Source organism: Kaistella montana (genome assembly GCF_024436175.1).
GTDB lineage: Bacteria > Bacteroidota > Bacteroidia > Flavobacteriales > Weeksellaceae > Kaistella > Kaistella montana.
Window position 1 is genome coordinate 763,359 of record NZ_JANFQP010000002.1, and the last position, 25,637, is coordinate 788,995.

The 25,637-nt window shown below is 35.0% G+C and carries 27 protein-coding genes and 1 other RNA gene; 21 read left to right on the top strand and 7 right to left on the bottom strand.

Features of this window, described 5'->3' with window-relative positions; genetic code table 11:
• Positions 1-156 precede the first annotated feature (156 nt).
• A complete protein-coding gene (locus tag NOV28_RS09675; protein ID WP_255930311.1) occupies positions 157-882 on the top strand; it encodes a hypothetical protein in 726 nt (241 codons plus the stop codon).
• A 102-nt stretch (positions 883-984) separates the two neighbouring features.
• On the opposite strand, the gene ssrA is transcribed toward NOV28_RS09675, so the two are convergent.
• Positions 985-1,384: a transfer-messenger RNA gene (gene ssrA, locus NOV28_RS09680) on the bottom strand.
• A 201-nt stretch (positions 1,385-1,585) separates the two neighbouring features.
• Between ssrA and NOV28_RS09685 the strand changes: the two genes are divergently transcribed.
• Complete coding sequence (locus NOV28_RS09685) at positions 1,586-2,416, top strand: hypothetical protein (protein ID WP_255930313.1); 831 nt, start codon at positions 1,586-1,588, stop codon at positions 2,414-2,416.
• 55 nt (positions 2,417-2,471) lie between these two features.
• A complete protein-coding gene (locus NOV28_RS09690) occupies positions 2,472-3,203 on the top strand; it encodes an SIMPL domain-containing protein (protein WP_255930315.1) in 732 nt (243 codons plus the stop codon).
• A 3-nt stretch (positions 3,204-3,206) separates the two neighbouring features.
• Here the strand turns inward: NOV28_RS09690 and NOV28_RS09695 are convergent, their stop codons facing one another.
• Both NOV28_RS09695 and NOV28_RS09700 read right to left on the bottom strand, forming a co-directional pair.
• Positions 3,207-3,725: a GNAT family N-acetyltransferase gene (locus NOV28_RS09695; protein ID WP_255930317.1), complete on the bottom strand. Its 519-nt coding sequence runs from the start codon at positions 3,723-3,725 to the stop codon at positions 3,207-3,209.
• Between the two features lie 26 nt (positions 3,726-3,751).
• A complete protein-coding gene (locus NOV28_RS09700) occupies positions 3,752-3,973 on the bottom strand; it encodes a PspC family transcriptional regulator (protein WP_255930319.1) in 222 nt (73 codons plus the stop codon).
• Between the two features lie 223 nt (positions 3,974-4,196).
• On the opposite strand from NOV28_RS09700, the gene NOV28_RS09705 reads away from it, so the two are divergent.
• The 5 genes from NOV28_RS09705 to NOV28_RS09725 all read left to right on the top strand — a co-directional run bounded on the left by NOV28_RS09705 (position 4,197) and on the right by NOV28_RS09725 (position 7,693).
• Positions 4,197-4,814 (top strand): M48 family metalloprotease, encoded by a 618-nt coding sequence (locus NOV28_RS09705; RefSeq protein ID WP_255930321.1) that lies wholly within the window; start codon positions 4,197-4,199, stop codon positions 4,812-4,814.
• A gap of 66 nt (positions 4,815-4,880) precedes the next feature.
• On the top strand, positions 4,881-5,171 hold the full coding sequence (locus NOV28_RS09710) for a winged helix-turn-helix domain-containing protein (RefSeq protein WP_255930323.1): 291 nt from the start codon (positions 4,881-4,883) through the stop codon (positions 5,169-5,171).
• A gap of 66 nt (positions 5,172-5,237) precedes the next feature.
• A complete protein-coding gene (locus NOV28_RS09715) occupies positions 5,238-6,596 on the top strand; it encodes a DUF4153 domain-containing protein (protein WP_255930325.1) in 1,359 nt (452 codons plus the stop codon).
• Between the two features lie 4 nt (positions 6,597-6,600).
• Positions 6,601-7,089, top strand: coding sequence for a hypothetical protein (locus NOV28_RS09720; protein WP_255930327.1), 489 nt, complete (start codon positions 6,601-6,603; stop codon positions 7,087-7,089).
• A gap of 94 nt (positions 7,090-7,183) precedes the next feature.
• Positions 7,184-7,693 carry a hypothetical protein gene (locus tag NOV28_RS09725; RefSeq protein WP_255930329.1) on the top strand — a complete coding sequence of 170 codons (510 nt, stop codon included), beginning with the start codon at positions 7,184-7,186 and terminating at the stop codon, positions 7,691-7,693.
• A gap of 74 nt (positions 7,694-7,767) precedes the next feature.
• Here the strand turns inward: NOV28_RS09725 and NOV28_RS09730 are convergent, their stop codons facing one another.
• Positions 7,768-9,849, bottom strand: coding sequence for a protein-disulfide reductase DsbD family protein (locus NOV28_RS09730; protein WP_255930331.1), 2,082 nt, complete (start codon positions 9,847-9,849; stop codon positions 7,768-7,770).
• A gap of 33 nt (positions 9,850-9,882) precedes the next feature.
• Positions 9,883-11,190, bottom strand: coding sequence for a tRNA lysidine(34) synthetase TilS (gene tilS / locus NOV28_RS09735; RefSeq protein WP_255930336.1), 1,308 nt, complete (start codon positions 11,188-11,190; stop codon positions 9,883-9,885).
• Between the two features lie 78 nt (positions 11,191-11,268).
• Here tilS and NOV28_RS09740 point away from each other — a divergent pair, with 78 nt between their 5' ends.
• The 5 genes from NOV28_RS09740 to NOV28_RS09760 all read left to right on the top strand — a co-directional run bounded on the left by NOV28_RS09740 (position 11,269) and on the right by NOV28_RS09760 (position 15,299).
• Positions 11,269-12,105 carry an OmpA family protein gene (locus tag NOV28_RS09740; protein WP_255930338.1) on the top strand — a complete coding sequence of 279 codons (837 nt, stop codon included), beginning with the start codon at positions 11,269-11,271 and terminating at the stop codon, positions 12,103-12,105.
• A 75-nt stretch (positions 12,106-12,180) separates the two neighbouring features.
• Complete coding sequence (locus NOV28_RS09745; protein WP_255930340.1) at positions 12,181-12,828, top strand: O-methyltransferase; 648 nt, start codon at positions 12,181-12,183, stop codon at positions 12,826-12,828.
• A gap of 14 nt (positions 12,829-12,842) precedes the next feature.
• Positions 12,843-13,556: a C40 family peptidase gene (locus NOV28_RS09750; protein WP_255930342.1), complete on the top strand. Its 714-nt coding sequence runs from the start codon at positions 12,843-12,845 to the stop codon at positions 13,554-13,556.
• 9 nt (positions 13,557-13,565) lie between these two features.
• Positions 13,566-14,051, top strand: a complete 486-nt coding sequence (locus NOV28_RS09755; protein ID WP_255930344.1) for an SdpI family protein — start codon at positions 13,566-13,568, stop codon at positions 14,049-14,051.
• Positions 14,052-14,063: 12 nt separating this feature from the next.
• Positions 14,064-15,299, top strand: a complete 1,236-nt coding sequence (locus NOV28_RS09760) for a 3-deoxy-D-manno-octulosonic acid transferase (RefSeq protein WP_255930346.1) — start codon at positions 14,064-14,066, stop codon at positions 15,297-15,299.
• Here NOV28_RS09760 and NOV28_RS09765 read toward each other — a convergent pair.
• Together NOV28_RS09765 and NOV28_RS11210 are read right to left on the bottom strand one after the other, a co-directional pair.
• On the bottom strand, positions 15,291-15,917 hold the full coding sequence (locus tag NOV28_RS09765) for a deoxyuridine 5'-triphosphate nucleotidohydrolase (RefSeq protein ID WP_255930348.1): 627 nt from the start codon (positions 15,915-15,917) through the stop codon (positions 15,291-15,293). The genes NOV28_RS09760 and NOV28_RS09765 overlap by 9 nt on opposite strands.
• 167 nt (positions 15,918-16,084) lie before the next feature.
• Positions 16,085-16,180: a glycosyltransferase gene (locus tag NOV28_RS11210; protein ID WP_369413223.1), complete on the bottom strand. Its 96-nt coding sequence runs from the start codon at positions 16,178-16,180 to the stop codon at positions 16,085-16,087.
• 97 nt (positions 16,181-16,277) lie between these two features.
• Between NOV28_RS11210 and leuS the strand changes: the two genes are divergently transcribed.
• The 8 genes from leuS (at position 16,278) to NOV28_RS09805 (ending at position 25,252) form a co-directional block, all read left to right on the top strand.
• Complete coding sequence (gene leuS / locus NOV28_RS09770) at positions 16,278-19,091, top strand: leucine--tRNA ligase (RefSeq protein ID WP_255930357.1); 2,814 nt, start codon at positions 16,278-16,280, stop codon at positions 19,089-19,091.
• A gap of 258 nt (positions 19,092-19,349) precedes the next feature.
• Positions 19,350-20,216: a MotA/TolQ/ExbB proton channel family protein gene (locus NOV28_RS09775; RefSeq protein WP_255930359.1), complete on the top strand. Its 867-nt coding sequence runs from the start codon at positions 19,350-19,352 to the stop codon at positions 20,214-20,216.
• An 82-nt stretch (positions 20,217-20,298) separates the two neighbouring features.
• The gene (locus tag NOV28_RS09780) at positions 20,299-20,901 is read left to right on the top strand and encodes an ExbD/TolR family protein (protein WP_255930361.1); all 603 of its coding nucleotides are present in this window, start codon (positions 20,299-20,301) and stop codon (positions 20,899-20,901) included.
• Positions 20,902-20,908: 7 nt separating this feature from the next.
• Positions 20,909-21,487: an ExbD/TolR family protein gene (locus NOV28_RS09785; RefSeq protein ID WP_255930363.1), complete on the top strand. Its 579-nt coding sequence runs from the start codon at positions 20,909-20,911 to the stop codon at positions 21,485-21,487.
• Positions 21,488-21,519: 32 nt separating this feature from the next.
• Positions 21,520-22,359 (top strand): energy transducer TonB, encoded by an 840-nt coding sequence (locus NOV28_RS09790; protein WP_255930365.1) that lies wholly within the window; start codon positions 21,520-21,522, stop codon positions 22,357-22,359.
• 73 nt (positions 22,360-22,432) lie between these two features.
• Positions 22,433-22,630 carry a C4-dicarboxylate ABC transporter gene (locus tag NOV28_RS09795; protein ID WP_255930367.1) on the top strand — a complete coding sequence of 66 codons (198 nt, stop codon included), beginning with the start codon at positions 22,433-22,435 and terminating at the stop codon, positions 22,628-22,630.
• A complete protein-coding gene (locus NOV28_RS09800) occupies positions 22,620-23,492 on the top strand; it encodes a PstS family phosphate ABC transporter substrate-binding protein (RefSeq protein WP_255930369.1) in 873 nt (290 codons plus the stop codon). Before NOV28_RS09795 ends, NOV28_RS09800 begins: the two co-directional genes overlap by 11 nt.
• A gap of 95 nt (positions 23,493-23,587) precedes the next feature.
• Positions 23,588-25,252 carry a tetratricopeptide repeat protein gene (locus tag NOV28_RS09805; protein WP_255930371.1) on the top strand — a complete coding sequence of 555 codons (1,665 nt, stop codon included), beginning with the start codon at positions 23,588-23,590 and terminating at the stop codon, positions 25,250-25,252.
• Positions 25,253-25,637 lie beyond the last annotated feature (385 nt).

Genomic DNA, 25,637 nt, shown 5'->3' on the forward strand with positions numbered 1-25,637 from the left:
AAATTTTTCAATCAAATCCTAATGAAAATTTCTTAGCATTTCAAGAAAAAATTTATGGAGATAATTGTGTGTGTATTTTGAAAACTGATAGTAATGTTAATTGGACTGAAACAAAAGCTTTTGAAGATGGACAGGAGATATTAAACGAGTATATTAATGGATAGAGATTACATAATTGTCCCTGAACAAAAACAAATTCCTCGAAACCAATCATTTACAAAAAAGTTAGATGACAACTTTTGGATTGAATTAGTACATTACCATCTATTGAATTTTTATAAGAATTATCCCAAAGAAGAATTAAGATCTAAAATAGAAGCAGAAAATAATAAACCAAAAGGAAAGAAAAAGGAAATCGAGGATGTCATAAAAAGCTATATTGTACATTGGCTTGAAAATATTGATAAAAAGATTAATTATCAGGGAATTATTTTAAACCAGGAACCTAAATCTAAATATAATAATAAAGGTTTTTATGATCTGAAATTTCAACATAGTTATTGGATAAATCATGTAACAGATAAATTGAATTATTATGTTTTAGAATGTAAAAATTTATCTACAAGGCAGAATCTAATCAATGAATACGTATATGTTGATGCAAAAGATGATGGAGGAATTTACCGCTATTTTAACGGTAAATACGCACAAGAGCAGAGTTTTGGAGGAATGATTGGTTTTATTTTAAGAGGGGAGGTTAAAGCAATAAAGCAGAAAATTATTGAAAAACTGCAAAATTCGTTTAAAGACCAAAATGGACGCTTGATTTCTAACGGAATAATTGATAACTCGTTATATGATAATGATTTTACTTTTCAAAGTAGTCATTTAAGAAATGAACAATTATTTAATATTTATCATTTATTACTTAATGTAAGTTAATTCGTTGAATTCTAAAAAGTAATTTGTGAACTCCGTTTCTTTAGCACCTATATTAGCACCTGTTAAAATAAAACCCTGTTAATCGGATGATTACAGGGTTTATCGTGGAGTTGGAGGGATTCGAACCCTCGTCCAAACAAGCAACACATAAGATTTCTACATGCTTATTCTGCAATTGGTTTTCGACCGTAAACAGAGCACAGACACCCAATTTACGACTTATCTTCTAAAATTTTCGTGCTTTGGCCGAAGCTTCCAAAACCTTATTTCCGCATTGCTATACCCCGGAATCAGACGTCGCGAAACAGAACTTCTGCGGGATATCTTGCTTCCTTACTGTACTTCGGGAAAGCGCTGAATCCTACTGTAATTCGGATTAAGCTGCAAGAGCAAACTCTTGGTCGCCAGTTAAAATTGTGTGGCAAGGGATTAAAGAGATCGCACCACGGTTCTCTGCATGCTTACTTACCCATTGATCTTGCTGTCGAAACCAGTCAACCCCAATTTTTGTAAGTCTGCAAAGATAAACAATTATTTTCCAGAAATGAAATAGCTGCAAATTCTTTCCTTCTAAGTTTTTGTCCCAAAAAAATTAACAACAGAGGTTTGAAAAATCCTTAAAAATATCATAAAACACGTTAATGCGGGTTAAACTTAATTGTGCTTTACAAAAGTGTTTTACTTTTAATAAAAAATTCTGCCAATGAAACCAAAATTACTTCTCTTACTCCTTTTATTCTGCTCATCGTTTTTGTTTTCCCAGGAATTTATCTTTGGGAAAGTTTCTACTGAATTGGGAGACAAACTTCCAGCTGCTGTTGTCATTAACATGAGAACCGATGAGAAAATTCTTTCCGACCGCGACGGAAATTTCATGATTACTGCCAAAAATGGCGACGAAATCAGGGTTTTAAAAAATACATACGAAAGATTTGTACAGAAAGTGACAGCTGAGAACTTCTCAAAACCTTTGAACGTTTCATTATCCAAAGCTCCGTATTTGATTGAGGAAATCGAATTGGCATTTCAGGCCACCGGAAATTTAAAAAAAGATGTGAAATCGCTTGATCTACCGAAAAAAGTAGTGGCGCTGAATTCTTCGATGGGTGCATACATGAGATCACCGATGACAGAAGTAGTCCCGAAACTTTCAACGCCTTCCGCATTTGCGCAACCTAATCTTAATGCAGGACAAGCTGATCTTCTGAAACTGGCTTCTGCAGTGTCGAGTTTGTTCAATAAAGCCACTCAGCAACCGCTTACGAAAGCCAATTATGCAGAAACGCAGGAATTTTATCGAAGGATTAAAACTACCATGGATTTGAGTTTCTATACCCAACAAGGTTGGGATGAAGAGGAAATCGACCGCTTTTTGATTTATGCAGATCGTACTTACCAATTGGCCAAAAAGTACCGCAAATCCTTTGATGTTGCACAAATCAGTTCGGAGATGAAAATGGCGTTCAAAGAATACATTAAAACCAGAAATGTAAAATCTTCTCCCGCAGCTGAAATATTTAAAAATGAAAGTTAGCGAGAAGTAGAAATCTTGGAATGTCTTTTGATAAATAATAAAGAAATTCCCCATCATGAACAGAAATATCATAGCCATCGCCATTGCTTCCTTAGGTTTTATTATCGGTTTGGCTTTTTTAGGAAATGCTATTAAAAATAGAAATAAATCGGAAAATACCATTTCTGTAACCGGTTTGGGAACTAAGAAATTTACTTCAGATTTAATCGCGTGGAGCGGAAATTTCTCGAGAAATAGTTTTGAGTTAAAATCTGCTTACGATGAACTGGCAAATGATAAAAAAATCATTGAGAATTATTTGGTTTCAAAAGGAATTCCGAAGAATGAAATGGTTTTTTCCGCGGTAGATATTCAGAAGCAATTTAATTATTCAACCGATGTCAATGGTAGAAGTCAACAAACTTTTGCGGGATATCAACTTTCTCAAACGGTTTCAATTGAAAGCAAAAATGTCGCTAAAATCGAGAATTTATCCAGAAATATCACCGAAATTATCAATTTGGGGATTGAATTTACCTCTTCGCCACCGAATTATTTTTACACCAAATTGGCCGATGTGAAACAGCAAATGATCGCCGATGCTACCAAAGACGCCAAACAACGCGCCGAAAAAATCGCTGAAAACGCCGGTACTTCCTTGGGAAATCTGAAAAAAGCAACAATGGGCGTTACCCAAATTACTGCACCCAACTCGACCGAAGAATATTCGTATGGCGGAACTTTCAACACCGCTTCGAAAGATAAAGAAGCGAGCATCACGATCAAACTCGAGTATGAAGTTGATTAATTTCTAAAGATTTCGATAGACGATATCGTAGATTTCCTCTTTAATCCAATCTGTTTTTTCGGGTTGCCAATTCGCCATTAACCAAAGATTTAATGAAGGTTTTCCTTCGCCATAACTCGGTTGAATGTATTGTTCATCGATGATTTTGAAGCCGTTTCTTTTATAAAAATCGATTCTGCGCTGGGCGTCGTTATTTAAATTTTCTGGTTCTGCTTCAAGAATAATGTGGGAATAATCTCTGAATAGATCGGCAATAATTTCAGAGCCATATTTCAAACTTCGGTATTCGGAAAATATCTCGAAATGTTCTACAAAAACCGAATTGCTGAGTTCCCAAACGATGAGGTAACCAATATTTTTCAAGTCTTTCAGCACCGAAAATACTTTCACATTGGGATTCGAAAATAAAGATTGAAATTGTTTTTCGCATCGTCTTTCCGCTTCCGGAAAAGTTTCGCAATAGGATTGGAAAATCTGCTGAGCTCGAAAATCATCAGAAGAGGGAACTTGTAAATATTCCATTACCATAAAATGTTTAAAATTTCACATTACAAATCGAAAACGCTTGGTCGGCGAGTGATAAACATGTCTTTGATCCACAAAGTAAAAGCCAAACCTAAATAAATCAGGAAAAAAACTCCGGCAGTTGCAAAAGTGGAATAGATGAAAAATACCCGAAGTTTAGAAACGGGTATTCCCAGTTTTGCACCCATTCTGGTGAGTACGCCAAACCATTGCCTTTCCATTTTATGTCTTAAATTACTAAGCATTTTAAATGTTAAATTGTATTCAAAGATAACTATTTTTCAGCGAGTACCAACGATAAAGTCAGTCGGCGCTTATAAATTTCGATGTTTCGGATTTTAATTTTTTTTGAAGTTCGGAGCAAATTATAAACCAAATTTATTTGTTTTAAAGTTTAAATGAAAATAATGGAGAAAATATTTGCTCGTTTCCAATTAAATAATAACTTTGCGGTTCAAAGTTCTTTTTATGGAATCAAAAAATTATCAAGAAGATCTTTCGCACATCCGAAATATGATGGAGCGGAGTTCGCGTTTTATTTCATTGAGCGGACTTTCCGGAGTTTTTGCCGGTTTGTTTGCGCTTTTGGGAGCCATTTACATTTATTTTGTTTTCAAAAGAGAAGGCATTGATTATTTCGCGGGAGACCGAAATATTTTTCAACCGGAGCTAGTGAAAGAAATTGCTTTGATCGGTTTTGTAATTCTTTTTTTAGCCATTTTATCGGCTTATTTCTTCACCGCAAAAAAAAGTAAAGCGAAAAATCTGAAAATTTGGGATCAAACGACGAAGAGATTGTTGTTCAATTTCTCGGTTCCATTGTTCACTGGTGGCGTTTTTTGTTTAGGATTGTTGTACCATCATCTTTTTGTGATGATCGCGCCTGCAACGTTGATTTTTTATGGTTTAGCATTAGTGAACGCGTCCAAATTTACCTTTAGCGATTTACAAAACTTAGGATTTTGCCAAATTATTTTGGGCTTACTTTCCTTCTTTTTTCTAGGATGGGGACTGGTTTTTTGGGCAATTGGTTTTGGTGTTTTGCACATTGTTTATGGAATTGCGATGTACAAAAAATACCAGTAATTTTGAAGAATAATTTAAGTAATCAAATAGTTTAAACGAAGGTGAAATCCAACGGAAATTGATAGTATGATCAACATTAATCAACTCAACAAAGAATTTGAAAGTCGTGTCAGATTGGGCATTATGTCTGTTTTGATGGTCAACGATTGGGTTGATTTTACCGAAATGAAAAACTTGTTGGAAATCACCGACGGGAACTTGGCGAGTCACAGCACAGCATTAGAAAAATCGAATTATATTGAAATTAAGAAAGAGTTCATCGGAAAGAAACCGAAAACTTCGTATCGCGTTACCCAAAGTGGGAGAGAGGCTTTTGCGGCGCATCTCAACGCTTTGGAAAAATTAATAGGAAAGTAAATCCTTTTTTTTTATCATCAAACTTTGTAATTCAAAGTACTCTGTAAAAATTTAAATTAAAATATCATGAAAAAACATCAATTAATCTTGCTCACCACGGCCTTGTTTACCGCGCTTTTTTATGGTGAAGATTTGGGACTCAATTTCGGGATTCTGGGAATTTGTTACGCATTGCTCACTTTGTATCAAACGCCGGAAAAAAATCGCACGCGAAAGTTTTTAATCATCTTTGTACTAGGCGTTTTGTCAAATGTTGCGTTTGCTTGGTACGGGGATTTTGTTTCTTTTTTAGCGGTTTTTTCGTCGATGTTTTTGTTGGCTTTTTTGTCGAAAAACAAAGATTTGAAATCCATTTTGGTGATTCCACTTTTTGTGGTGAATTTTGCGACTTTCGTTTACCGATTTTTCAAATTTGAAGATTGGTTGCCCAAAACTCAAACTTCTCGCGCTGTACAAAAATTGATTTCCCTTTTTCTGATTCCCGGGATTTTATTGCTTTTGTTTTTAGGAATTTATTCGGTCGCAAGTACTAATTTTTCTGGGATTTTCACCGATTATGAATTCGATTTTAACGCTTGGGAATTTTTTGTTTTAAGCGCGTTGGGATTTTTTATCGCTTTTAATTATTGGAATTTTAAGGTTGAAAATTTCCTTTTTTCATGGAATCATCAATTAAAAAATGATTTTCTAAATGAAGAAAAATCTTTGAAACCGAGTTTTAGTTTCTTAGATTTTAATGCAGAAAGACGAAGCGGAATTGTTTCACTTTTAGCCTTAAATCTTCTGTTAATCGTGTTTATCATCACTTTCAACTACGAAGTTTTTGTGGAAATCCCTCGTTCTGCGGACCAACTTTCTGGCGAGACACATCAACGGGTAAATGCGGTGATTTTATCAATTATCATGGCGGTTTTGGTGATTTTGTTTTATTTTAAAGGCAGTTTTAATTTTGATCAAGAAGCAAAACCTTTGAAAATTTTGGCAAAAATTTGGGTGGTTCTCAATGCCATTTTGGTGATTTCTGCTTTGATAAAAATTTCCGAATATGTGGTGAATTTCGGACTTACTTACAAAAGAATGGGCGTTTACGCTTTCCTGATTTTAGCGCTGATTGGCTTGTTTTTCACTTTTATTAAAATTCAAAAACCGAAAACTAACGCCTTTATTTTCAATCACATGATTTGGTGTTTTTATGGAACAATTTTGGTTGCGAGTTTCATCAATTGGGGAAATTTTGCGACGGTTTACAATTTGAAAAATGGAAAAGGAGATTTTAATTTTTATAATACCTTACATTATAATGATGAAATTCTGAATCGCCATTTTCCGAATGAAATGAAAGCTTCAGCGAAAAAAATCGTTGCAAAACAAGAGCAAAAAAATCCGTTTTTATCCCAATTTATTTATTACAAAACCCTTAAATAAACCGATGAAAAAGTTGTTGATTTTGATTCCGTTAATTGTGTTTTCTTGCCAAAAAAAGGAAACTGAAACCAGTAATTTTTCCAAAAAAGATTCTGTAATTCTTACATCAAAAACTGAAGTGAAAGATTCAGTTTCAGCAATTCCAACGATTGAAACCAATCGTGAATTTGATGGAGATTCGATTATTAGAAATGTAAAATCCGAGCAAATTCCGTTTCGTGTGGATGAAGAATTTACCCATGAAAATCAGCAATTAATCATTAAAATTCAAAATTTCGACCGACAAAATATTTCAGGTGAAATTCTTCCGGAAAATCCTGAGATGAATATTCGTTTCAACCAAATAAAACTCCCAAATGGCGATTACGACGGCCCTTTCGGAAGAGGAATGATGTTTAAATCCCGAGAAAATGGAGAAATTTGGCTCATCATCGGGAAAAGCAATATGGCATCGGGAACTGCAACCGGAAAATTTTCTATAAAAATTCAATAATTGCTTGATTTTTAAAGTTTTCGTGTTAATCTTATGTTAAAATTACGCATTGGTACAATTTCTGAATGAAAGGCTTCATATCAAATTTACTATTATGAAAAATTTATTTTTATCAGCCGTGGTTGCAACTGCAACTTTAGCAAGTTGTTCCACCGTTTCTTCAATTTTACAAAATACTTTTCCTTACAATGCGACCGTGGTAGTAACTTCTGGTTCGCCTGCCAATACTACTTTGTCGAGTGTTTCGCCCGCACAAAGTATTAACCAATTGACCGGAGCCGGAGCCAATGTGAAGGATATTCGAGTGTCGAATGTGACGATGTCGGTTGGTACGAACGCAAGTATGGGCGTTTTCAAATCGGTGCAAGTTTACCTTTCAAACAATGGTGCGAACGAGGTTTTGGTCGCTTCTAGAGACGCAATTGGCGACAATGTGGGAACTTCGCTTTCTTTGGATGCGAATACTACGCGAACTTTGGATAATTTAATGAAATCTGGTTCGGTTCAAGCGAGAATTGTTTATGTTTTAAAACAAACTCCAGCTTCCGATATTTCTTTGAAAACTTCGATTGGATTTAGCAGTGTTCCGGTAACGAATCCGTAATTAATTCTGAATCAAATATTTAATAAAAAATGTCCGCACTTTATAGTACGGACATTTTCTATTTTAAAGGAATTTTATTTGTTTTTCTTGAAAAATTCAATGCCACAATTCAAGAAATTTTTGAAATCTTCTTTTGGCATATACCCGGAAACAGGCGTGTTGATTACTTTTCCGTCAGGCGAAACCAATACATAATGCGGTTGTGAATTATTATTGAAATTCACCTGTTGAAACATCGACCATTTGTCGCCGATTGTTTTGATTTTTTTCATTTGTCCGTTGCCCATATCGATTTTGGTTTGCTCGTTTTCCGGAAGTTCTTCTTTATCGTCCACATACAACGAAGCTAAAACTACATCGTTCTGAAGAATCGGCAAAATATCGGGTTCGCTCCACACAAATTCTTCCATTTTACGGCAGTTTTCACAACCATAACCGGTGAAATCGATAAGTACAGATTTGTTTTCTTTTTTTGCCAATTCAATCGCTTTGTAATAATCATGTTCAGGATGCATTCCTAAAATTCCATCTTCTTCTTTATGTAAGTAACTCACATTAATTGGAGGCAAAATCCCGGAAAGCATTTGCAATTTTGGTCTTTCTGCAGGAATTAAACCTTGAATTAAATAAATAATAAAGCCAATTCCGAGGAAGCCGAATATTTTTCTGGTCAATGAAATTTTCTGGTTCTTGTCATCATGCGGAAACTTAATTTTCCCGAATAAATATAAAACCAAACCAATCGTAATTAGGATCCAAAGTGCGATGAACAGCTCTCTTTTCAAGAAAAATGTTTTTGAAACTAAATCTGCTTTTGACAAAAATTTCAAAGCCAATCCTAATTCGATAAACCCTAAGACTACTTTCACAGTATTCATCCAACCGCCGGATTTTGGTAAACTTTGCAACGCTTGAGGGAACAATGCCAACAAACCGAAAACAATCGCCCAACTTAATCCGAAACCCGCTAAAGCAAAAGTGAGCAACATAGGAACATTCGCCGAACCGGTCACCGCGCTTCCGAGCAAACTTCCCAAAATTGGTCCGGTACAGGAGAACGAAACAATCACCAAAGTAAGCGCCATGAAGAAAATCCCGATAATTCCGCCCGCGTCTTCCGCTTTGGACGATTTATTGGCAATGGAACTCGGTAAAGTGATGTCGTAATATCCAAAAAAACTTCCCGCAAAGAATATAAAAATGATGAAAAAGGTGATGTTCAGCCAAACGCTAGTCGAAATTTGATTGAAAATATTCCCCGCAATTCCATCAATAATATGGAAAGGAACACTCAACAATACAAAAATTAAGAGGATGAAAAATCCGTAAATAAATGCGTCGCGTTTACCTTTCGCTTTGTCTTTTGAACCTTTTGTGAAGAACGAAACCGTCAATGGAATCATCGGAAATACGCACGGAGTCAGCAAAGCGATCAATCCGCCGAAAAATCCAAGAAGCAAATACGTCCAGAAATTTTCATTGTTTTCTTGTTTTTCCATTCCGCAATCAGTTAATGGATTTTGGAAATCGAGAGAAGATACTTTTAATCCTTTTTGTTCCGGAGCAACCGTTGCTGAAGGACTTGCCACTCCAGTTTCCTTAGCGGTAATTACAGTTACAGAATCTTTTGAGACCTCATTTTCAACAAGAGTTTCAGGTTCAGATTTGGTCTCCGTTACAGTATTTTCCGTTGCGGTTGCAGCGATTTTTTGTTCAAATTCTAAAGTATTTGGAGCCAAACAAACTCGATCGTTACAAGTTTGATAAGTGATTTCTGCCGCAACTGTTGCGGGTTTTGCAGCATTTTTAAGTTTAAATTTTTGTTTAAAAAGCACCAAATCCGAGAAATAAACGATTTGTGCACCGAATGCTTCAGAAAATTCGTCGTGTTTCTTTCCGACTTCTACCACGCCGCCAATCAATTGAATTCCTTCTTTTGAAGAAAGCTTCATTTCGGTCGGAATCCCTGAATCTGGCGGTAAATCTTTGGAATAAATATGCCAATTTTTCTCGATCGTCGCGGTCAGAACCGCTTCGTAAACACCGTTGGGAAGCGGATTGATGTTGTATTTGAATTTTACAGGATCTTTAATCTGAGCAGAAATTCCCTGAAAAAAGAAAACGATGATGAGGACCAGCCAATTTTTAAATTTCATTATTGCTTTTGTTTTAAACCTTAAAGAAAAAGGTTAAAATTTGATTTTTATTTTACTTTGAGCGTTTTGATCTGCCGAAAATCTACGATCCTGACGAAGCGGAATAATTCCCAGAATTTCATCATTTCCGTTGCATAAAAGCCAGATTTTTTGCTGGGCTAAAATAGGGATTTTTTCATCCTTAAAAAATTTCGCAACCGTCTTTTTGCCTATCATCCCGATTGGAAAAATTAAATCGCCACTTTTTTTCTTTCTAATTTTCAATGGGAAAGTCAGTTTTTCTTCATCAAAAAGCCATTGCATTTGCTGTTCAGCCGAAATGTATTTTGAGAGTGAAATTTCATGATTTTTAATGCTAGAAAGACTTTCTGCAATAATGATTTCTTCTCGATTTTCCAGCAAAACATTTTCGTTGGATGAAGTTTTCATCAGTACAAAATTCTCCCGATCGATCATTAATTGAAACTCTCCGGAATGAAAAGTTTTTCCTTTTTCTGCATTGAAGATTTTTCCGATTTCGATTTCATCGTGGAAGCCAAATTTTCTTAGGATTTCAAATTTTGTTAATGAATTTTGCTCTGAAAATTTCGCTTTGTTGATGTAAAAAATATGGTCTTTTTCAGAAATAAGTTCTTTTTCAATCTCCTGAATTTTTTCTTCTACAAATTGTTTTGTTTGGTCGAGGAAATTTAAACTTTTAGCAAAATTCTGGAGGAAATTTTCATTAGTTTCGAAAAGTTTTGGCGCAATTTCGTTTCGGATGAAATTTCTTAAATAATTATTTTTTTTATTAGAAAGATCTTCCCTGAATTCCAATTGATTTTCTTTAGCAAAAGCATAAATTGCATCTTTTGTAAAGTTTAAAAGTGGACGCAAAATTTGATTTTCGTTGGCAGGAATTCCGCTTAAACCTTTGATTCCAGACGCTTTTGAAAGATTAATGAGAAAAGTTTCCAGCTGATCGTTGAGGTGATGCGCTGTGACCAAATATTCGAGATTTTCATCTTTTTGAATCTTTCTGAAAAAATCATAACGAAGATTTCTTGCCCAATTTTGGATGGAATTTTCAGGTTTTTGATCCTTGTCGCTTACTTCGTAAAGATGAAACGGAATATTATTTTCCGAGCAGAAATTTCTTACCAAATCCTGATCTGCATTAGAATCTTCTCCTCTTAAATGATAATTCACGTGCGCCACTTGAAACTTCAATCTTGAAGAATTGAACAGTTGCAAAAGCACCATCGAGTCTGCACCACCGCTTACAGCTAGTAAAAAATTGCTGCTTTCAGGGTTTTGAAGCAGATTTCGAAGCGCGTGATTAAAAGTTTCTTTGGTAAGCAATTTTAAGAATTATTTGGCAAAGATAATTCTTCTGTTTCAATCGAATTCTCTAATTTTGGCTTAAATAAATCGAATTTTATGAGAACAGGAACCCTTTTCGCCATTGCAATGATGGCACTTACGCTCACTTCATGTGTAAGCAAGAAACAGTTTGATGCTTTAAATTTAAACTATAATCAATGCATCACCAACATCGGTGAAAGACAGCGCGAAATCCAGGAATTGAAATCAACCAACGCTGGTTTGTCGAGTGAAAATAACTTGCTAAGAGACCAAAATAATGCTTTGAAAACGTCTTTGGATGCATGTTTGGCAAATACAGGTCAAGGTTCTAAGAATATTACTGAACTGATCAGCGAGATCAATTCCTCCAACAAATACATCAAACAACTGATTTCTACCAATTCGAAAAACGACAGTTTGAACCTCGCGCTTTCCAATAAATTAAAAAGATCGCTGGATGATATTGCCGACAAAGACGTTCAGGTGAAAGTTTTAAAAGGAGTGGTGATGATTTCACTTTCCGATCAAATGTTGTACAAAACTGGCGATTACAATGTATTGCCTGCTGCGCAAGATGTTTTGGGCAAAGTGGCGCAAGTGATTAATGATTATGACACGTATTCCGTTTTGATCGAAGGAAATACCGATAATGTTCCTTTAACTTCAAGTAATTTACCGAAAGACAATTGGGATTTATCTGCTTTAAGAGCAACTTCCATGGCGAAGATTTTGCAAACCAAATTTGGAGTTAATCCTTCTAGAATTACCGCAGGAGGACGAAGCGAATATAACCCGAAAACCACCAACGCATCGGTTTCCGGAAGGGCTGAAAACCGCAGAACCGAGATTATCATCATGCCGAAACTTGACGAGTTTATGAAATTGATGGATATCGCTCCTGTAAAAAATTAAAATCAATTAAAAAGATTATAAATCCCGAGCATTTTCGGGATTTTTTTATTTCCTTAAATTTGAAAAAAAATTACCATGAGTTTTTTTGAAGAAAACTGTCCGGAAATGGACCGATATTTAGAAAATCACGCTTCTGCAGAACCTGCGCTTCTGAAAAAGTTGAGAAAAGAAACTTACCAAAAAACCACGCAACCACACATGATTTCTGGTTATCAACAAGGAAGATTGCTTTCCATTCTTTCTAAGATGATGCAACCCAAAAACGTTCTGGAAATCGGAACTTTTACAGGTTATGCGACGTTGTGCTTAGCGGAAGGTTTAGGAAAAGATGGAAAAATTACCACTTTGGATGTGAATGAAGATTTGGCTTATTTGCCTCAAAAATATTTTGATGAAAGCGAATTTTCTTCTCAAATCGATTTTAAAATTCAAGATGCAAAGGTGTTTTTAAAGGAAACCGAAGAAATTTTCGACCTCGTTTTCATCGATGCGGACAAGGAAAATTATGTGGAATATTTTAAACTCATCAAGCCTCGGTTGAAATCTGGATCGGTTGTAATGTTTGATAATGTGCTTTGGTATGGAAAGATTTTGGAAGAAAATCCGAAATTAAAATCGACGCAAAACATCAAAGAATTGAATGATTTGGTAGCACAGGACGAAGATTTCGAAAATCTTATTTTACCTTTGCGGGATGGGGTGAATTTAATGAGAAAGAAATAGAATTTTCAGAATATATGGAAAAAGGAATTTGCAATGTTTCGGTAGCGCCACTTCGGGCAGAAAACTCACATCAGTCGGAGATGGTTTCCCAACTTCTCTATGGTGAAAAGGTAGAAATTATCGAAGAAAACGGAAGTTTTTCAAAAATAAAAATGGATTTTGACGCCTACGAAGGTTGGGTGGATGCAAAGCAAATTTCGAAAATTTCTGAGGATGAATTTGACCAAAAAACTTCGCGAATTCTTACCGAAGATTTTGAGATTTTTAATTTTAACGAAGGTAAAATCTTGCTTTCTCTAGGAAGTGAAATACTTTCTGATGAACAACAAACTTTGTCGGAAACCACCGGGAATTCGCTTTCTGAAACCGCAAAACGCTTTCTAAATGTTCCGTATTTGTGGAGCGGACGAAGTTTTTTCGGGATTGATTGCAGCGGATTTACCCAATTGGTTTTCAAAGTTCACGGAATTCAGTTGCCTAGAGATGCTTACCAGCAGGCGGAAGTGGGAAATGTTTTAGATTTTGTGGAAGAAAGTGAACCCGGAGATTTGGCTTTTTTTGAAAATCAGGAAGGCAAAATTTCCCATGTGGGAATCATGTTGGAAGATCAAAAAATTATTCACGCTTACGGAAAAGTAAGAATCGATCTGCTGGATTCCACAGGAATTTTCAATAAAGATTTAGCAAAGCATACCCACAAATTGCGTTTTGTGAAACGAATTTTATAAATATTGGCCATGAAAAATACTTCCTTTTTCTTAAAGTCGATTTCCTTTTTCATCTTGATTTTCATTTGGATTTTCACGATTTTGAATTATAAAAATTTACCAGAAATTATTCCTGTTCATTATGATTTTGCAGGAAATCCAGATGGTTTTGGTGCTAAAAAACTTCTCATCCTCCTCAATATCTTGATGACAGCGATCTTTGTGTTTTTGCTGTACGTCGCAAAAAGGCCGGATTTTCCTCTGCTTAACATTCCCCAAAATTTAAAAGATAATCCAATCATTTCAGAACTGGTGGTTTCCATTTTAATGGTTTTAACGATTTCTCTTTTAGGAGTTATTTGCTATGAAAGTGTGCTCAACGCTTTAGGGAAAACTAATGGATTATCTTCTGCAACGCATTATTTATTAGTATTACTTTTTCTGTTCATGATCGGTATGATGATCTATTCGTGGAAGTTATCTAAAAATAAATCCAAAGAAATTCCATCCAATTAAACTTAAATCACTTTGAAATTTTTCTACAACATATTTGTTTCATTACTTATTTTCGCCATGAAAATCGGTGCGATTTTTAATTATAAATTGAAAAAAGGATTAGCTGGAAGAAGGCAATCTTGTGAAATCGTAAAGTCTAAATTTTCTACTGATGATCAGGTGATTTGGATGCATGCAGCGAGTCTAGGCGAATACGAACAAGGGCTTCCTGCTTTGGAAAAATTGAAAGAAAAACTTCCTAATCACAAAATCCTCATTACTTTTTTTTCGCCTTCAGGATATGAAAATGTGATTCATAAAAACACCATTGCCGATGCGATTTGCTATTTGCCTTTCGATAAAAAAATCTGGATAAACGAATTTACATCTCATTTCAAAACCGATATTTTTTTCACTGTAAAATATGATTATTGGTACAATTTGTTGGCCGATTTAAAACAGAAGGACGCTAAAATTTATGTCGTTTCCGCACTTTTTTATGAAACACAGGTTTTTTTCAAAGCTTACGGGAATTGGTTTGTGGAGCAACTTTCGAAGAATGTAAATTGGTTTTTTCATCAAACCAAACATTCAACTGCTTTGGCGAAAAGTATCGGACTGAAAAATTCATTAACCGCAGGAGATACGAGATTTGACCGCGTTAAAAAGTTGAGAGAAAGAGATAATTTTGTGGATTGTATCGACGATTTTAAACAAAATAAAAAGACTATTGTTTTCGGAAGTTCGTGGGAATCCGAAGAACGATTAGCGGAAATTGTTGCCTCGAAAAATCGGGATTTGAAAATGATTATTGCGCCACACGATTTGAAAAGGGTAGAAAATCTAAAAAAGATTTTTCCGAATGCAATTCTTTATTCCCAAATAACAAATCCTCAGATTTTTTCATCTTCCAACGTGCAAGTTCTCATCATTGATTGCATCGGTTTGCTTTCCAAATTGTATTCTTATGCCGATTTGGCCGTGGTTGGAGGAGGTTTTCACTCGAAAGGATTGCATAATATTTTGGAAGCTGCAACCTTCGGAATTCCCGTTCTTTTTGGTGATCAATATCTGAAAAACCCAGAAGCAGATGAGTTGATTGCGCAACATGGAGGGAAATCTTTTGAGGATGAATTTTTCGCTGCGCCTTATATTCTAAACCTTCTAAATGACGAAGAATCGCTAAAAAAAATGAGCGAAAATGCCAGAAATTTCATCGATTCGCAACCGAATGCTTCAGATATTATTTTGAATAAAATTTTATCGTAAAAATCCTTTATTTTTAATGTCTTTAATAATCAAATCAAAATTTTCAGGAATGTTTTCTGAACGCAGCCAATTGAAATCGATTCCGTTATTGATGAATAATTTCTCCAAATATCTGTTTTCGTGAACTTTACCGTCGATTTTTTCTAAAATTTCATCAAATTCCATCCAATAATCTTCGTCGATTTTTTTGATGAGCAACAAAGCGCGAACGATTTTGTTAATCAAGTAAATGTAGAGTTTATAGACGTTGTCGAATCTTTGATGCGCGAAAGATTCGTTGTTTTCTAAAATTTCATTCACCAAAAAAAGATTCAAGTAAACTTCCCCGAATTTGTCGGTCGTCACTTTCAAATGTTCGGTAATTTCGGCGCTAATTCCGCGGATAATAGTAAGATAATATTTTGAATTTCCGATATATTTGGCGGCCAACATTGCTTTTTCGCGAATGTTTTCTTCCATTTTTTCTCTTTTTTGATCGGTAGTTTCAGGATCAATCAGTTCAAAATAGAGCTTTTTCGAGAGCAATTTGTCTTTTTTTAGCAATCGAAAAATTAATCGGTCTTTTTCAACCGACGAAAATTCACTTAAAGCTTGTTTAAATTCCTTGGAATATTCCATTAATTAAAAAGTTTTGAATATTTCTTAAATCCGTTGAAAGCGCAATTGATATTACAGTGATTTCAAAGTTTATTTTCAGAGTTAGTGTGATTTATCTTACTGTCTTTAAGTTTTTGAATTATCTCCACCGAATCGTCCGTAGATTGATTATCGGTAATCAGCCATTCTCAATCGGTGAAAGTTTGCGCAAAGACCGAATCAATCGTTTGAGCCAAAAATTTGGAGGAATTATAGACGGGCGTGATGATGGAAACTTCGGGCATCAAATTTTTATCTTAAATTTTCACAAATTTACAATTATTAGTTTGATTTAAAATCCATTGTAAAATCTTAAATTTGTGGCTTATTTAAAATTAAAACATGTTTTACGATCATCAATCGATAGAAAAGAAGTGGCAGAAATTCTGGGAAGAAAATCAAACCTACAAAACCGAAAACAAAACCGATAAACCGAAATTTTATGTTTTGGATATGTTTCCTTATCCATCTGGAGCGGGTTTACACGTTGGTCATCCGCTAGGTTACATCGCTTCCGATATTTATGCGCGATTCAAAAGACATCAAGGATTTAATGTGTTGCATCCTGTAGGTTACGATTCTTTCGGTTTACCAGCAGAGCAATATGCGATTCAAACCGGAACGCACCCGGCGATTACTACTGAACAGAATATTAATCGTTACGAAGAACAATTAAGAAAAATCGGTTTTTCTTTCGACTGGAGTAGAGAAGTGAGAACTTCCGATGCTTCCTATTATCAATGGACACAATGGATTTTTATTGAATTATTTCATTCTTGGTACAATAAAAATACAGATAAAGCAGAATCCATCGAGACTTTGGTGGAACATTTTTCAAAATTTGGAACAGAAAATCTTTCGGCAGTTCAAAATGATGAATTAAATTTTACCGCTGAAGATTGGAAAAATGCTTCAGAACTCGATCAGCAAGATATTTTATTGAATTACAGATTAGCGTACAGAGCGGAAACTACCGTGAATTGGTGTCCAGCTTTGGGAACTGTTTTAGCGAATGATGAGGTGAAAGACGGAAAATCTGAAAGAGGAGGATTCCCAGTTTTCCAGAAGAAAATGATGCAATGGAGCATGAGAATTACGGCTTATTCTGAAAGATTGTTGCAAGGTTTGAAAACTTTGGACTGGCCACAACCTTTGAAAGATTCTCAGGAATATTGGATTGGGAAATCACAAGGAGCGGCTGTGAAATTCAATGTTTCAGGAATTGATGAGCAAATTGAAGTTTTTACAACTCGTCCTGATACTATTTTTGGGGCAACTTTTATGGTTTTGGCACCAGAAAATCCTTTGGTTGAAAAGTTGACGACTCCAGAGCAAAAAACTGAAGTTGAAAATTATATAGAAGAAACTTCCAAAAAAACAGAACGTGATAGAATGGCAGACGTGAAAAACGTTTCAGGAGCGTTCACGGGAAGTTATGCGGTAAATCCTTTCACAGGGAAGAATATCCCGATTTATATTTCAGATTATGTGTTGATGGGTTACGGAACGGGTGCTGTAATGGCGGTTCCAGCGCACGATGAACGCGATCATCGTTTTGCGAAAAAATTCGGTTTAGAAATCATCAATGTGATTGAAAACGATTTCGATATTCAAGAAGAATCTTATGATTCTAAAGATTCAGTTTGTGTAAATTCTGAATTTTTGAACGGAATGAATTATAATGATGCGAAAGCAAAAATTATTTCCGAAATCGAAAAAATGGGAATTGGTCACGGAACCACGAATTATAGACAGCGTGATGCGATTTTCTCCAGACAAAGATATTGGGGAGAACCTGTTCCAGTATATTATAAAGAAGGAATGCCTTATACTTTGCCCGTTTCTGCATTGCCTTTAGAATTGCCAGAAGTTGAAAAATATTTGCCAACTGAAGACGGAGACCCGCCATTAGGAAATGCGAAAAATTTCGCTTGGGACGAAACAAACCAAAAAGTAGTTGCTGTAGATTTAATTGATGAAAAAACTGTTTTCCCGATTGAACTTTCTACGATGCCAGGTTGGGCAGGAAGTTCTTGGTATTTCTTGAGATACATGGATCCGAAAAATACTGAGGTTTTCGCGGATAAAAACTTAACAGATTATTGGGGACAGGTCGATTTATATATTGGCGGAAGCGAACACGCAACTGGTCACTTATTGTATTCTCGTTTTTGGAATATGTTCTTAAAAGACAGAAATTACATCAATCACGATGAACCTTTTCAAAAATTGATTAATCAAGGAATGATTTTGGGAATGAGTGCGTTTGTTTTCAGAATCGATGGAACCAATCAATTCGTTTCTAAAAATTTAGCCAAAGATTACACTACCCAAAAAATTCATGTGGATGTTTCTTTATTGAAAGGAACAAGCGATGAATTAGACCTTGAGAAATTCAAAAATTGGCGTTCCGAATTTGCGGATGCTGAATTTGTGCTTGAAGACGGAAAATACATCACCGAAAGGGAAGTGGAAAAAATGTCGAAATCAAAATACAATGTGGTCAATCCTGACGATATTTGTGAAGAATACGGCGCAGATTGTTTGAGATTGTATGAAATGTTCCTCGGGCCATTAGAACAATCAAAGCCTTGGAACACGCAAGGTTTAAGTGGAGTTTACGGATTTTTGAAAAAATTCTATAATCTATATTATAATGGAGATGTTTTCGAAGTTTCTGAAGAAGAGCCGACCAAAGAAGAGTATAAAGTACTTCATACCTTAATAAAGAAAGTATTTTCGGATATCGATCAGTTCTCTTTCAATACTTCGGTTTCGTCATTTATGATTGCGGTAAATGAGTTTCAGAAGCTTAAAACTAATAAGAGAAAAATCTTGGAAGCACTTGCAATCGTAGTTTCTCCTTATGCGCCACATATTTCGGAAGAACTTTGGGAGCAATTGGGACATCAGACTTCTATTGAGTTCGAAAAATTCCCGGAATTTGATGAAAAATATTTGGTAGAAGACGAAATCGAGTATCCAGTAAGCTTTAATGGGAAGATGAGGTTCAAATTGACCTTGCCTGCAGATTTATCGGCGCAGGAAATCGAAGAAGCTGCATTGAAAGATGTTCGTGTTTTGCAACAATTAGCAGGAAATAATCCTAAAAAGATCATCATAGTCCCGAAAAAAATAATTAATATTGTAATATAATTTTAGAATTATAAAAAAAAATGCAAAAAAACAATCGTAATAAAAAGGGGTTAATTTTTATTAATTTTTAAAGGTATTTTTAAAATTGGAAATTATCTTCAAAATTCAAAACAAAAATTACCGATAATGCAATGTTAATGAATGTTAACCTACAAAAAAAATAATTTTAAAGGAGGTAAATTCTTGCATTATTAAATATTTTGACTTTATTTTACACTCGCAAAATTTAAAAAAATAACAATTATAATTTAGTTTAGTATGGAAATGAATGTTTCAAACAACGAGGAGCAAGTAGTTGCTAAAAAGTTAGGGGGATTAAATCCTGCGTTAATAATTCCTATTCTTATCGCTATAGGAATTTGTATTTATTTATTTGTTTTGGGTAATCCAGGAAACTTTAAGGCTGATCCAAGACTCGAGGGTCTTTCTTCAGTAAGTTTCTCAGATTTAGAAGCAAAAGAATTACATCCAAGCGGATTTATGGGGATTATATATATGGGTGGAATTATCGTTCCTATTCTAATTTCTTTCATGATTATCGTAATTGTATTCTCTATCGAGCGTGCATTAGTTTTAAGAAAAGCAGCTGGTAAAGGAAATGTTGACAACTTCGTATTAAATGTAAGAAGATTGCTTAACCAAAACAAAGTAGATGAAGCTTTAGAAGAGTGCGACAGACAAGAAGGTTCTGTAGGTAACGTAGTAAAAGAAGGTTTAACTACCTACAAAGCTTTGGCTCATGATAATTCAATGAACAAAGAACAAAAAATGGTAGCGCTTAACAAATCTATTGAAGAAGCTACCACTCTAGAAATGCCAATGCTTGAGAAAAACATGATGATTCTTTCTACATTAGGTACTGTAGCAACATTAGTAGCGCTATTGGGTACTGTAATCGGGATGATCAAAGCATTTAGTGCATTAGGAGCAGGTGGTGGTACACCAGATTCAGCAGCATTATCAATTGGTATCTCTGAAGCACTTGTAAATACCGCATTAGGTATTGGTACTTCTGCAGTAGCGATTATTCTTTATAACTATTTTACTTCTAAGATCGACGGACTTACTTTCAAAATTGACGAAATTGCAATGTCAATTCAGCAGTCTTTCGCAGAATTTCACTAAGAAATTTTGTATCGATGTTGTCAGATTTGGTTTTTTATAACCAATCTAAAAACATGAAGTTTAATAATAAAATATAATAATAATGGCGAGAGTCAAACCAAAAAGACATAACATTAGGGTAGATATGACGGCAATGACCGATGTATCCTTCCTACTCCTTACGTTCTTTATCCTTACGGCTCAGTTTGCAAAACCTGATGTTGAGACGATAACAACGCCATCTTCTATCTCTGAAAAGCTTCTTCCGGATGCGAGTTTAATGACTGTGCTTAGTACAACCGACGGCAAATTCTATTTTACTCCCGTTGAAAACGGTACCGAAAGAATGGCATTGCTAGAAAAAATGGGAGAGAAATATGGAATGAAATTCAATGACCAGGAAAAAGTGGCTTTCACTAAGATTCAGTCAGTAGGAGTTCCAATGAATCAATTGAAAGGATATTTAAATCTTTCTGATGATGACCGTAAAGCTTTCAAAAGCCAAACCGGAGTTCCATTGGATAGTACAAATAAACAATTAATCGATTGGGTAGAGCAAAGTTTAGCGGTAAATCCTGATTACAAATTAGCAATCAAAGGAGATGTGCAAACCAAGTATCCAAAAGTTAAAGGTTTATTTGAGGGATTAAGAGATATCGATTTCTTAAAATTCTGGTTAATAACAAGTCAGGAAGTGGCACAATAATAAAGAAATGGCAGAAGTACAAGTAAAAGACAACAGCGGGAAAGGCGGTAAGGTACGCTCGAAAAAGCAGGCACCACACGTAGATTTAACCCCAATGGTGGATTTGGCGTTCCTTTTGATCACATTCTTTATGTTGGTAACTACTTTCAACAAACCGAATGTGATGGATCTAGGTCTTCCGGCAAAACCGAAAGATCCAACCCAAAAACCACCACCAACAGAGATTGATTTATCCAACTCAATTTCTCTAATTATAGGAAAAGACAATAGAATTTTCTATCACCAGTTAGATGCAGCTAGTTTGAACGAACAAACCTTGCAGGAAACAACTTTTGATAGAAATGGTATTACTAAAGTAATAGAGCAAGCAAAAGCTAAAGCTAAAGATCAAAGTAAATTTACAGTGATCATCAAGCCTACAGACGATGCAGTATATAAGAACTTTGTAGACATTCTTGATGAAATGGCAATTACCAAAAACGAAATATACGGTATTACCGATGTTAAAAGTTGGGAGCAAGCTGTTTATGATAAAAAAGTGGGTGCTTCTTCAGCGCCGGCAGCTCCTGCAGCTGACACTAAATAGAATGTTTTACTATAATATTTAAAGAAAAATAAATGGCAGAAGATAACACATACAACAGTAATCTATCATTAGATGAAATTGTATTTGAAAACAGAAATAAAGCCTACGGAGCATATGATTTGAGAACCAATTACAGATCTGTTCTTACTAAGGCGTTTATTTTCGGTACCATTCTTTTTTGCGTTGCTGCATTTACACCATTTGTGATAATGAAAATTAAGCAAATGACTGCTAAAGAAACTCAAGAAGTAAATGCGAAATTGATCGATATTGTACCGGAAGATCCAATTATTGAACAACCGAAGGAAGAGGAACCACCTCCACCACCTCCACCACCAAAAGAGGAACCAAAACAAGAAATTATTCAGAACGTGGTTCCTGAACCAGTGAAAGCGCCAAAAGTGGAAACTCCACCGCCGCCAATCACAAAACAGTTGGAAACAACTACTGGTTTGGTTAACCAAGAAGGGGTAAAGACTCCTACTTATACACCACCTCCACCGCCACCAGGTCCAAGTAAATCGACCACTGTGGAAGTGAAGCCTCAAGTTTCAGAAACTCAGGTGTATACAGAAGTAGAACAGTTGGCAGAATTCCCAGGTGGAATTAACTCCTTCAGAAGCAAAGTACAGAATAATTTTGACACTTCTGTAATGGAAGGTGATGAAGGAACTGTAAAAACTGAAATTACCTTCGTAGTAGAAAGAGATGGTAGTATCACTGACATAAAAGCAAATGGATCGAATAAAGATTTTAATGCAGAAGCAATCAGAACAGTTAAGTCTGTTAAAAACAAATGGGCTCCTGCAAAAATCAACGGTCAAGCTGTACGTTATCGATACAGATTACCACTTACAATGCAGTTCGAATAATTCTCAATAAGAATTTTATATTATAAAGAGAAGCTTTAGCTTCTCTTTTTTTTATTTTTTGTATTTTTGGCACATGATATTTAACTGGTTATCACTGATTACAGGATTTTTTTACATCGTTTTAGGAATCGTTGTCATCATTTATAAATTTTTTATTATTTTTCTCGAACCAAATATTGCGTATGCTTTGGGTGCATTGCTCATTTTGTATGGCATTTTCAGGATTGGTAGAGCGATTTATAGACTTCGGCATGATAAAGATGAAGAATAGTTTTCACATTATTGTTCTTGTATTTTTTACTTTTTTTATTTCATGTAAAAAGAGCGATAGAGTAGTAGATGATCCTCAACAGGGAACCATCACTATTGCTGCGGATGAGTCTTTCCAAAGTGTTGCCGAAGCGCTTACTGAGAGATATATGGCATTAAACCCTAAAACTAAAATCAATCTTATCATTCAAAAAGAAGATTTAGCGTTTTTGGATTTGCTTGATCAAAAAGTAAGAGCTATTATTTTATCGAGAGATTTAACAGATGAAGAGAAAGCAGCATTCAAAAAGAAGATTGATATGGACTTGCTTCCGGGAAAATTTGCTGCCGATGCAGTAGTTTTTGTAGTTCCTAAAAATTCTTCCAGAACAGAGATTTCAATGGAGGAAATAGAAAAAGAACTACAATCTGATGAGAAAAAGATTATTTTCGATGGGACCAATTCTAGTAATTTGAATTTTGTTGCGCAGAAACTCAATAAAATCCCTTCTGAATTGAAATTTTCAATCATTAAAGGAAATAAGAATGTCATCGAAGAAATCAACAAATATCCAGATAAGATTGGCGTGATTAGTCTTAATACCATCAGCAGACCTTATGATAAAACATCCCAAGATTTGAGAAATTCAGTGAAGATTCTTCCGGTTGTTTCGAAAAATATTTCATATACGCCCGAAATCGAAAATATCAGATCACTGAAATATCCGTTTACCAGAGTATTGTATTTCATCACCAATGAAGCCTATTATGGTTTAGCGAATGGTTTGATTCGGTTTTCTTGTCAACAATTGGGACAAATAGTAGTCTCCAAAGAAGGCCTTCAACCCTATAATATTTTCAGAAGAGAAGTTCAGATGCGTTAATTTTTATTAAAATTTCGTCTCAGAAGAAAATAATTTACTTTTGGTATAAAAATTGGGATACTCGTGACCTAATTATTATTTATTAAACAATTAAAATGAAAGATATAATGAATTTAACAAAAAAAATTGCTTTAGGAGTTGCGGTAGGATTCTTTTCCAAATTCGCATTTGCACAAACATTACAAGATGGTATCGCTAGTGCGGATAGTCATAAATATGCGAACGCAAAACAGGTTTTCAATCAAATGATTACCAAATCCCCTACAGCAGAAAATTATTTTTACTTAGGAAACTCATATCTCACGCAGTTTGAACCAAATTTCGAATTGGCACTTGAGAACTTTAATAAAGGTCTTGCTACAGACAAAAAAAGCAATTTGAATAAAATCGGTCTTGCTACAGTAAAACTTGGAAAAGGTGATGCATCTGCAATCGCTGAAATTCAAAACATTGTAAAAGATGCTAAAGATAAAGATGCTGAAGTGCTTTATAGAGCAGCAGAAGCTTTAACGCTTTTTGGTGGAGCTAGTAATGCTGATTTAGCTATCGATTTCTTGAATAGAGCGGTGGAAAAATCTCAAAAAGGCGGTACTCCTGCTTATTATTACTATACTTTAGGAGATGCTTATCGATTGAAATTGACCAACTCCCCTCAAGTTGCAGGTTCAGCAATGACTGCCTATGACAAAGCTTTGCCAGTAGCAAAAAACAAAGCATCAGTTTATACAAGAATGGGTACTTTGTGGATGCAAGCACAACAATGGCAGAGAGCAAAAGAGAATATTGATAGAGCAATTGCTGCAGATCCTTCATATGCTCCAGCTTACAAAGCTAAAGCTGGTTATGATATCAAATATCAGCAAAATGCTTTAGCAACACAAGACTTATTAAACTATGCAAAGTATGCTGATGAAGATCCGGATACTCAATTGGAAATATCTAAATTGTTCTTCACCAACGAAGATTATGCTAACTCTAAAACTTATTTAGATAAAGTATTTGACAAGGTGAATGACCCAATCAAATATAAATTGAGAGCTTACCTTTTGTATTCAGATGGAAAATATGATGAAGCTAAAACCAGCATGAACGAATTTATTTCTAAAGCTGAAAAATCTAGAGTACAACCAGCTGACCAAGGTTTATTAGGATTGATCTCTGCAGGATTGGCTCACAAAGAAACCGATGCAGCGAAGAAATCGGCTTTAACTACCGAAGCGCAACAAAAAATTGCTATCGCTAAAGCTGCTAAAGATGAAACCATGAACTGGGATGCTGAATTATTGAAAATTAAAGGTGGTGGAGGAATCAGCCAGTCTGTTGTAGATGCAGGACCAACAAATCCTCAAATCGAAGAGCTTAAGAAAAAAGTGAATGCAAATCCTCAAGATACAGACGCTTTATTCAAATTGGCAAATGCATATCAAGAAGCGAAAAACTGGAATGGTGCAGTTCTTTCTTGGCAGAAAATGAGTGGTTTGCTTCCTGATTGGGCACCTGCTTATTATAGCCAAGGGTATTCTTATCAGCAAGCAGGCAATAACGAATTGGCAAAAATGGCTTATGAGAAATTTATTGCTACCGTAAAACCAGCAGATTTAGAAGCTAATAAAGAGACATTATCTTACGCATATTTTGCAGTAGCATATTTGGTAAAAGATAGCGACGTAGCAAAAGCTAAAGATTATGCAGCAAAATCTGTACAGTTAAATCCAACTTATCAAGACGCTGTAAACCTTAATAAAGCATTAAATAAATAATTAATTCTTTTTAAAAATCCCAAATCCCATTCTTTTGAATGGGATTTTTTTATTGCCAGAATTGTTCTTTTCTTTTGTTTCTAATTTTTTCTTACAGATATTCAATGAGTTGTGGTTATTAGAGATAAAAAGGTTATAAAAAGTTTGGAAATTTACATAAAGTAGGTATCTTTGCAAACCCAAACAGAGAGATTTGAGCGGGGAGCGAAGTAGAATTTAGATTGATTGAGGTTATAGAGGAAAAGTTAAGGCTTACTTAAAAAAGTTTTAAAATTTTCCTCAAAAAGATTTGGTCAATTAGAAAATAGTTTATACTTTTGCACACGCAAATCAGGGAATGAAACGACAGAAAAATTTCTCTGAAAAAAAGCGGAAGAAAAGAGAT

What these genes read in the sequence shown, in the direction of transcription:
- NOV28_RS09805 (WP_255930371.1), top strand. Translation starts at nt 23,588, where the DNA reads ATGAAAGATATAATGAATTTAACAAAAAAAATTGCTTTAGGAGTTGCG.
- NOV28_RS09720 (WP_255930327.1), top strand. Translation starts at nt 6,601, where the DNA reads ATGAAAAAGTTGTTGATTTTGATTCCGTTAATTGTGTTTTCTTGCCAA.
- NOV28_RS09695 (WP_255930317.1), bottom strand. Translation starts at nt 3,725, where the DNA reads ATGGAATATTTACAAGTTCCCTCTTCTGATGATTTTCGAGCTCAGCAG.
- NOV28_RS09795 (WP_255930367.1), top strand. Translation starts at nt 22,433, where the DNA reads ATGATATTTAACTGGTTATCACTGATTACAGGATTTTTTTACATCGTT.
- NOV28_RS09790 (WP_255930365.1), top strand. Translation starts at nt 21,520, where the DNA reads ATGGCAGAAGATAACACATACAACAGTAATCTATCATTAGATGAAATT.
- NOV28_RS09725 (WP_255930329.1), top strand. Translation starts at nt 7,184, where the DNA reads ATGAAAAATTTATTTTTATCAGCCGTGGTTGCAACTGCAACTTTAGCA.
- NOV28_RS09705 (WP_255930321.1), top strand. Translation starts at nt 4,197, where the DNA reads ATGGAATCAAAAAATTATCAAGAAGATCTTTCGCACATCCGAAATATG.
- NOV28_RS09785 (WP_255930363.1), top strand. Translation starts at nt 20,909, where the DNA reads ATGGCAGAAGTACAAGTAAAAGACAACAGCGGGAAAGGCGGTAAGGTA.
- NOV28_RS11210 (WP_369413223.1), bottom strand. Translation starts at nt 16,180, where the DNA reads ATGCCCGAAGTTTCCATCATCACGCCCGTCTATAATTCCTCCAAATTT.
- NOV28_RS09675 (WP_255930311.1), top strand. Translation starts at nt 157, where the DNA reads ATGGATAGAGATTACATAATTGTCCCTGAACAAAAACAAATTCCTCGA.
- leuS (WP_255930357.1), top strand. Translation starts at nt 16,278, where the DNA reads ATGTTTTACGATCATCAATCGATAGAAAAGAAGTGGCAGAAATTCTGG.
- NOV28_RS09685 (WP_255930313.1), top strand. Translation starts at nt 1,586, where the DNA reads ATGAAACCAAAATTACTTCTCTTACTCCTTTTATTCTGCTCATCGTTT.
- NOV28_RS09750 (WP_255930342.1), top strand. Translation starts at nt 12,843, where the DNA reads ATGGAAAAAGGAATTTGCAATGTTTCGGTAGCGCCACTTCGGGCAGAA.
- NOV28_RS09690 (WP_255930315.1), top strand. Translation starts at nt 2,472, where the DNA reads ATGAACAGAAATATCATAGCCATCGCCATTGCTTCCTTAGGTTTTATT.
- NOV28_RS09800 (WP_255930369.1), top strand. Translation starts at nt 22,620, where the DNA reads ATGAAGAATAGTTTTCACATTATTGTTCTTGTATTTTTTACTTTTTTT.
- NOV28_RS09775 (WP_255930359.1), top strand. Translation starts at nt 19,350, where the DNA reads ATGGAAATGAATGTTTCAAACAACGAGGAGCAAGTAGTTGCTAAAAAG.
- NOV28_RS09740 (WP_255930338.1), top strand. Translation starts at nt 11,269, where the DNA reads ATGAGAACAGGAACCCTTTTCGCCATTGCAATGATGGCACTTACGCTC.
- NOV28_RS09715 (WP_255930325.1), top strand. Translation starts at nt 5,238, where the DNA reads ATGAAAAAACATCAATTAATCTTGCTCACCACGGCCTTGTTTACCGCG.
- NOV28_RS09700 (WP_255930319.1), bottom strand. Translation starts at nt 3,973, where the DNA reads ATGCTTAGTAATTTAAGACATAAAATGGAAAGGCAATGGTTTGGCGTA.
- NOV28_RS09710 (WP_255930323.1), top strand. Translation starts at nt 4,881, where the DNA reads ATGATCAACATTAATCAACTCAACAAAGAATTTGAAAGTCGTGTCAGA.
- NOV28_RS09780 (WP_255930361.1), top strand. Translation starts at nt 20,299, where the DNA reads ATGGCGAGAGTCAAACCAAAAAGACATAACATTAGGGTAGATATGACG.
- NOV28_RS09730 (WP_255930331.1), bottom strand. Translation starts at nt 9,849, where the DNA reads ATGAAATTTAAAAATTGGCTGGTCCTCATCATCGTTTTCTTTTTTCAG.
- NOV28_RS09745 (WP_255930340.1), top strand. Translation starts at nt 12,181, where the DNA reads ATGAGTTTTTTTGAAGAAAACTGTCCGGAAATGGACCGATATTTAGAA.
- NOV28_RS09755 (WP_255930344.1), top strand. Translation starts at nt 13,566, where the DNA reads ATGAAAAATACTTCCTTTTTCTTAAAGTCGATTTCCTTTTTCATCTTG.
- NOV28_RS09765 (WP_255930348.1), bottom strand. Translation starts at nt 15,917, where the DNA reads ATGGAATATTCCAAGGAATTTAAACAAGCTTTAAGTGAATTTTCGTCG.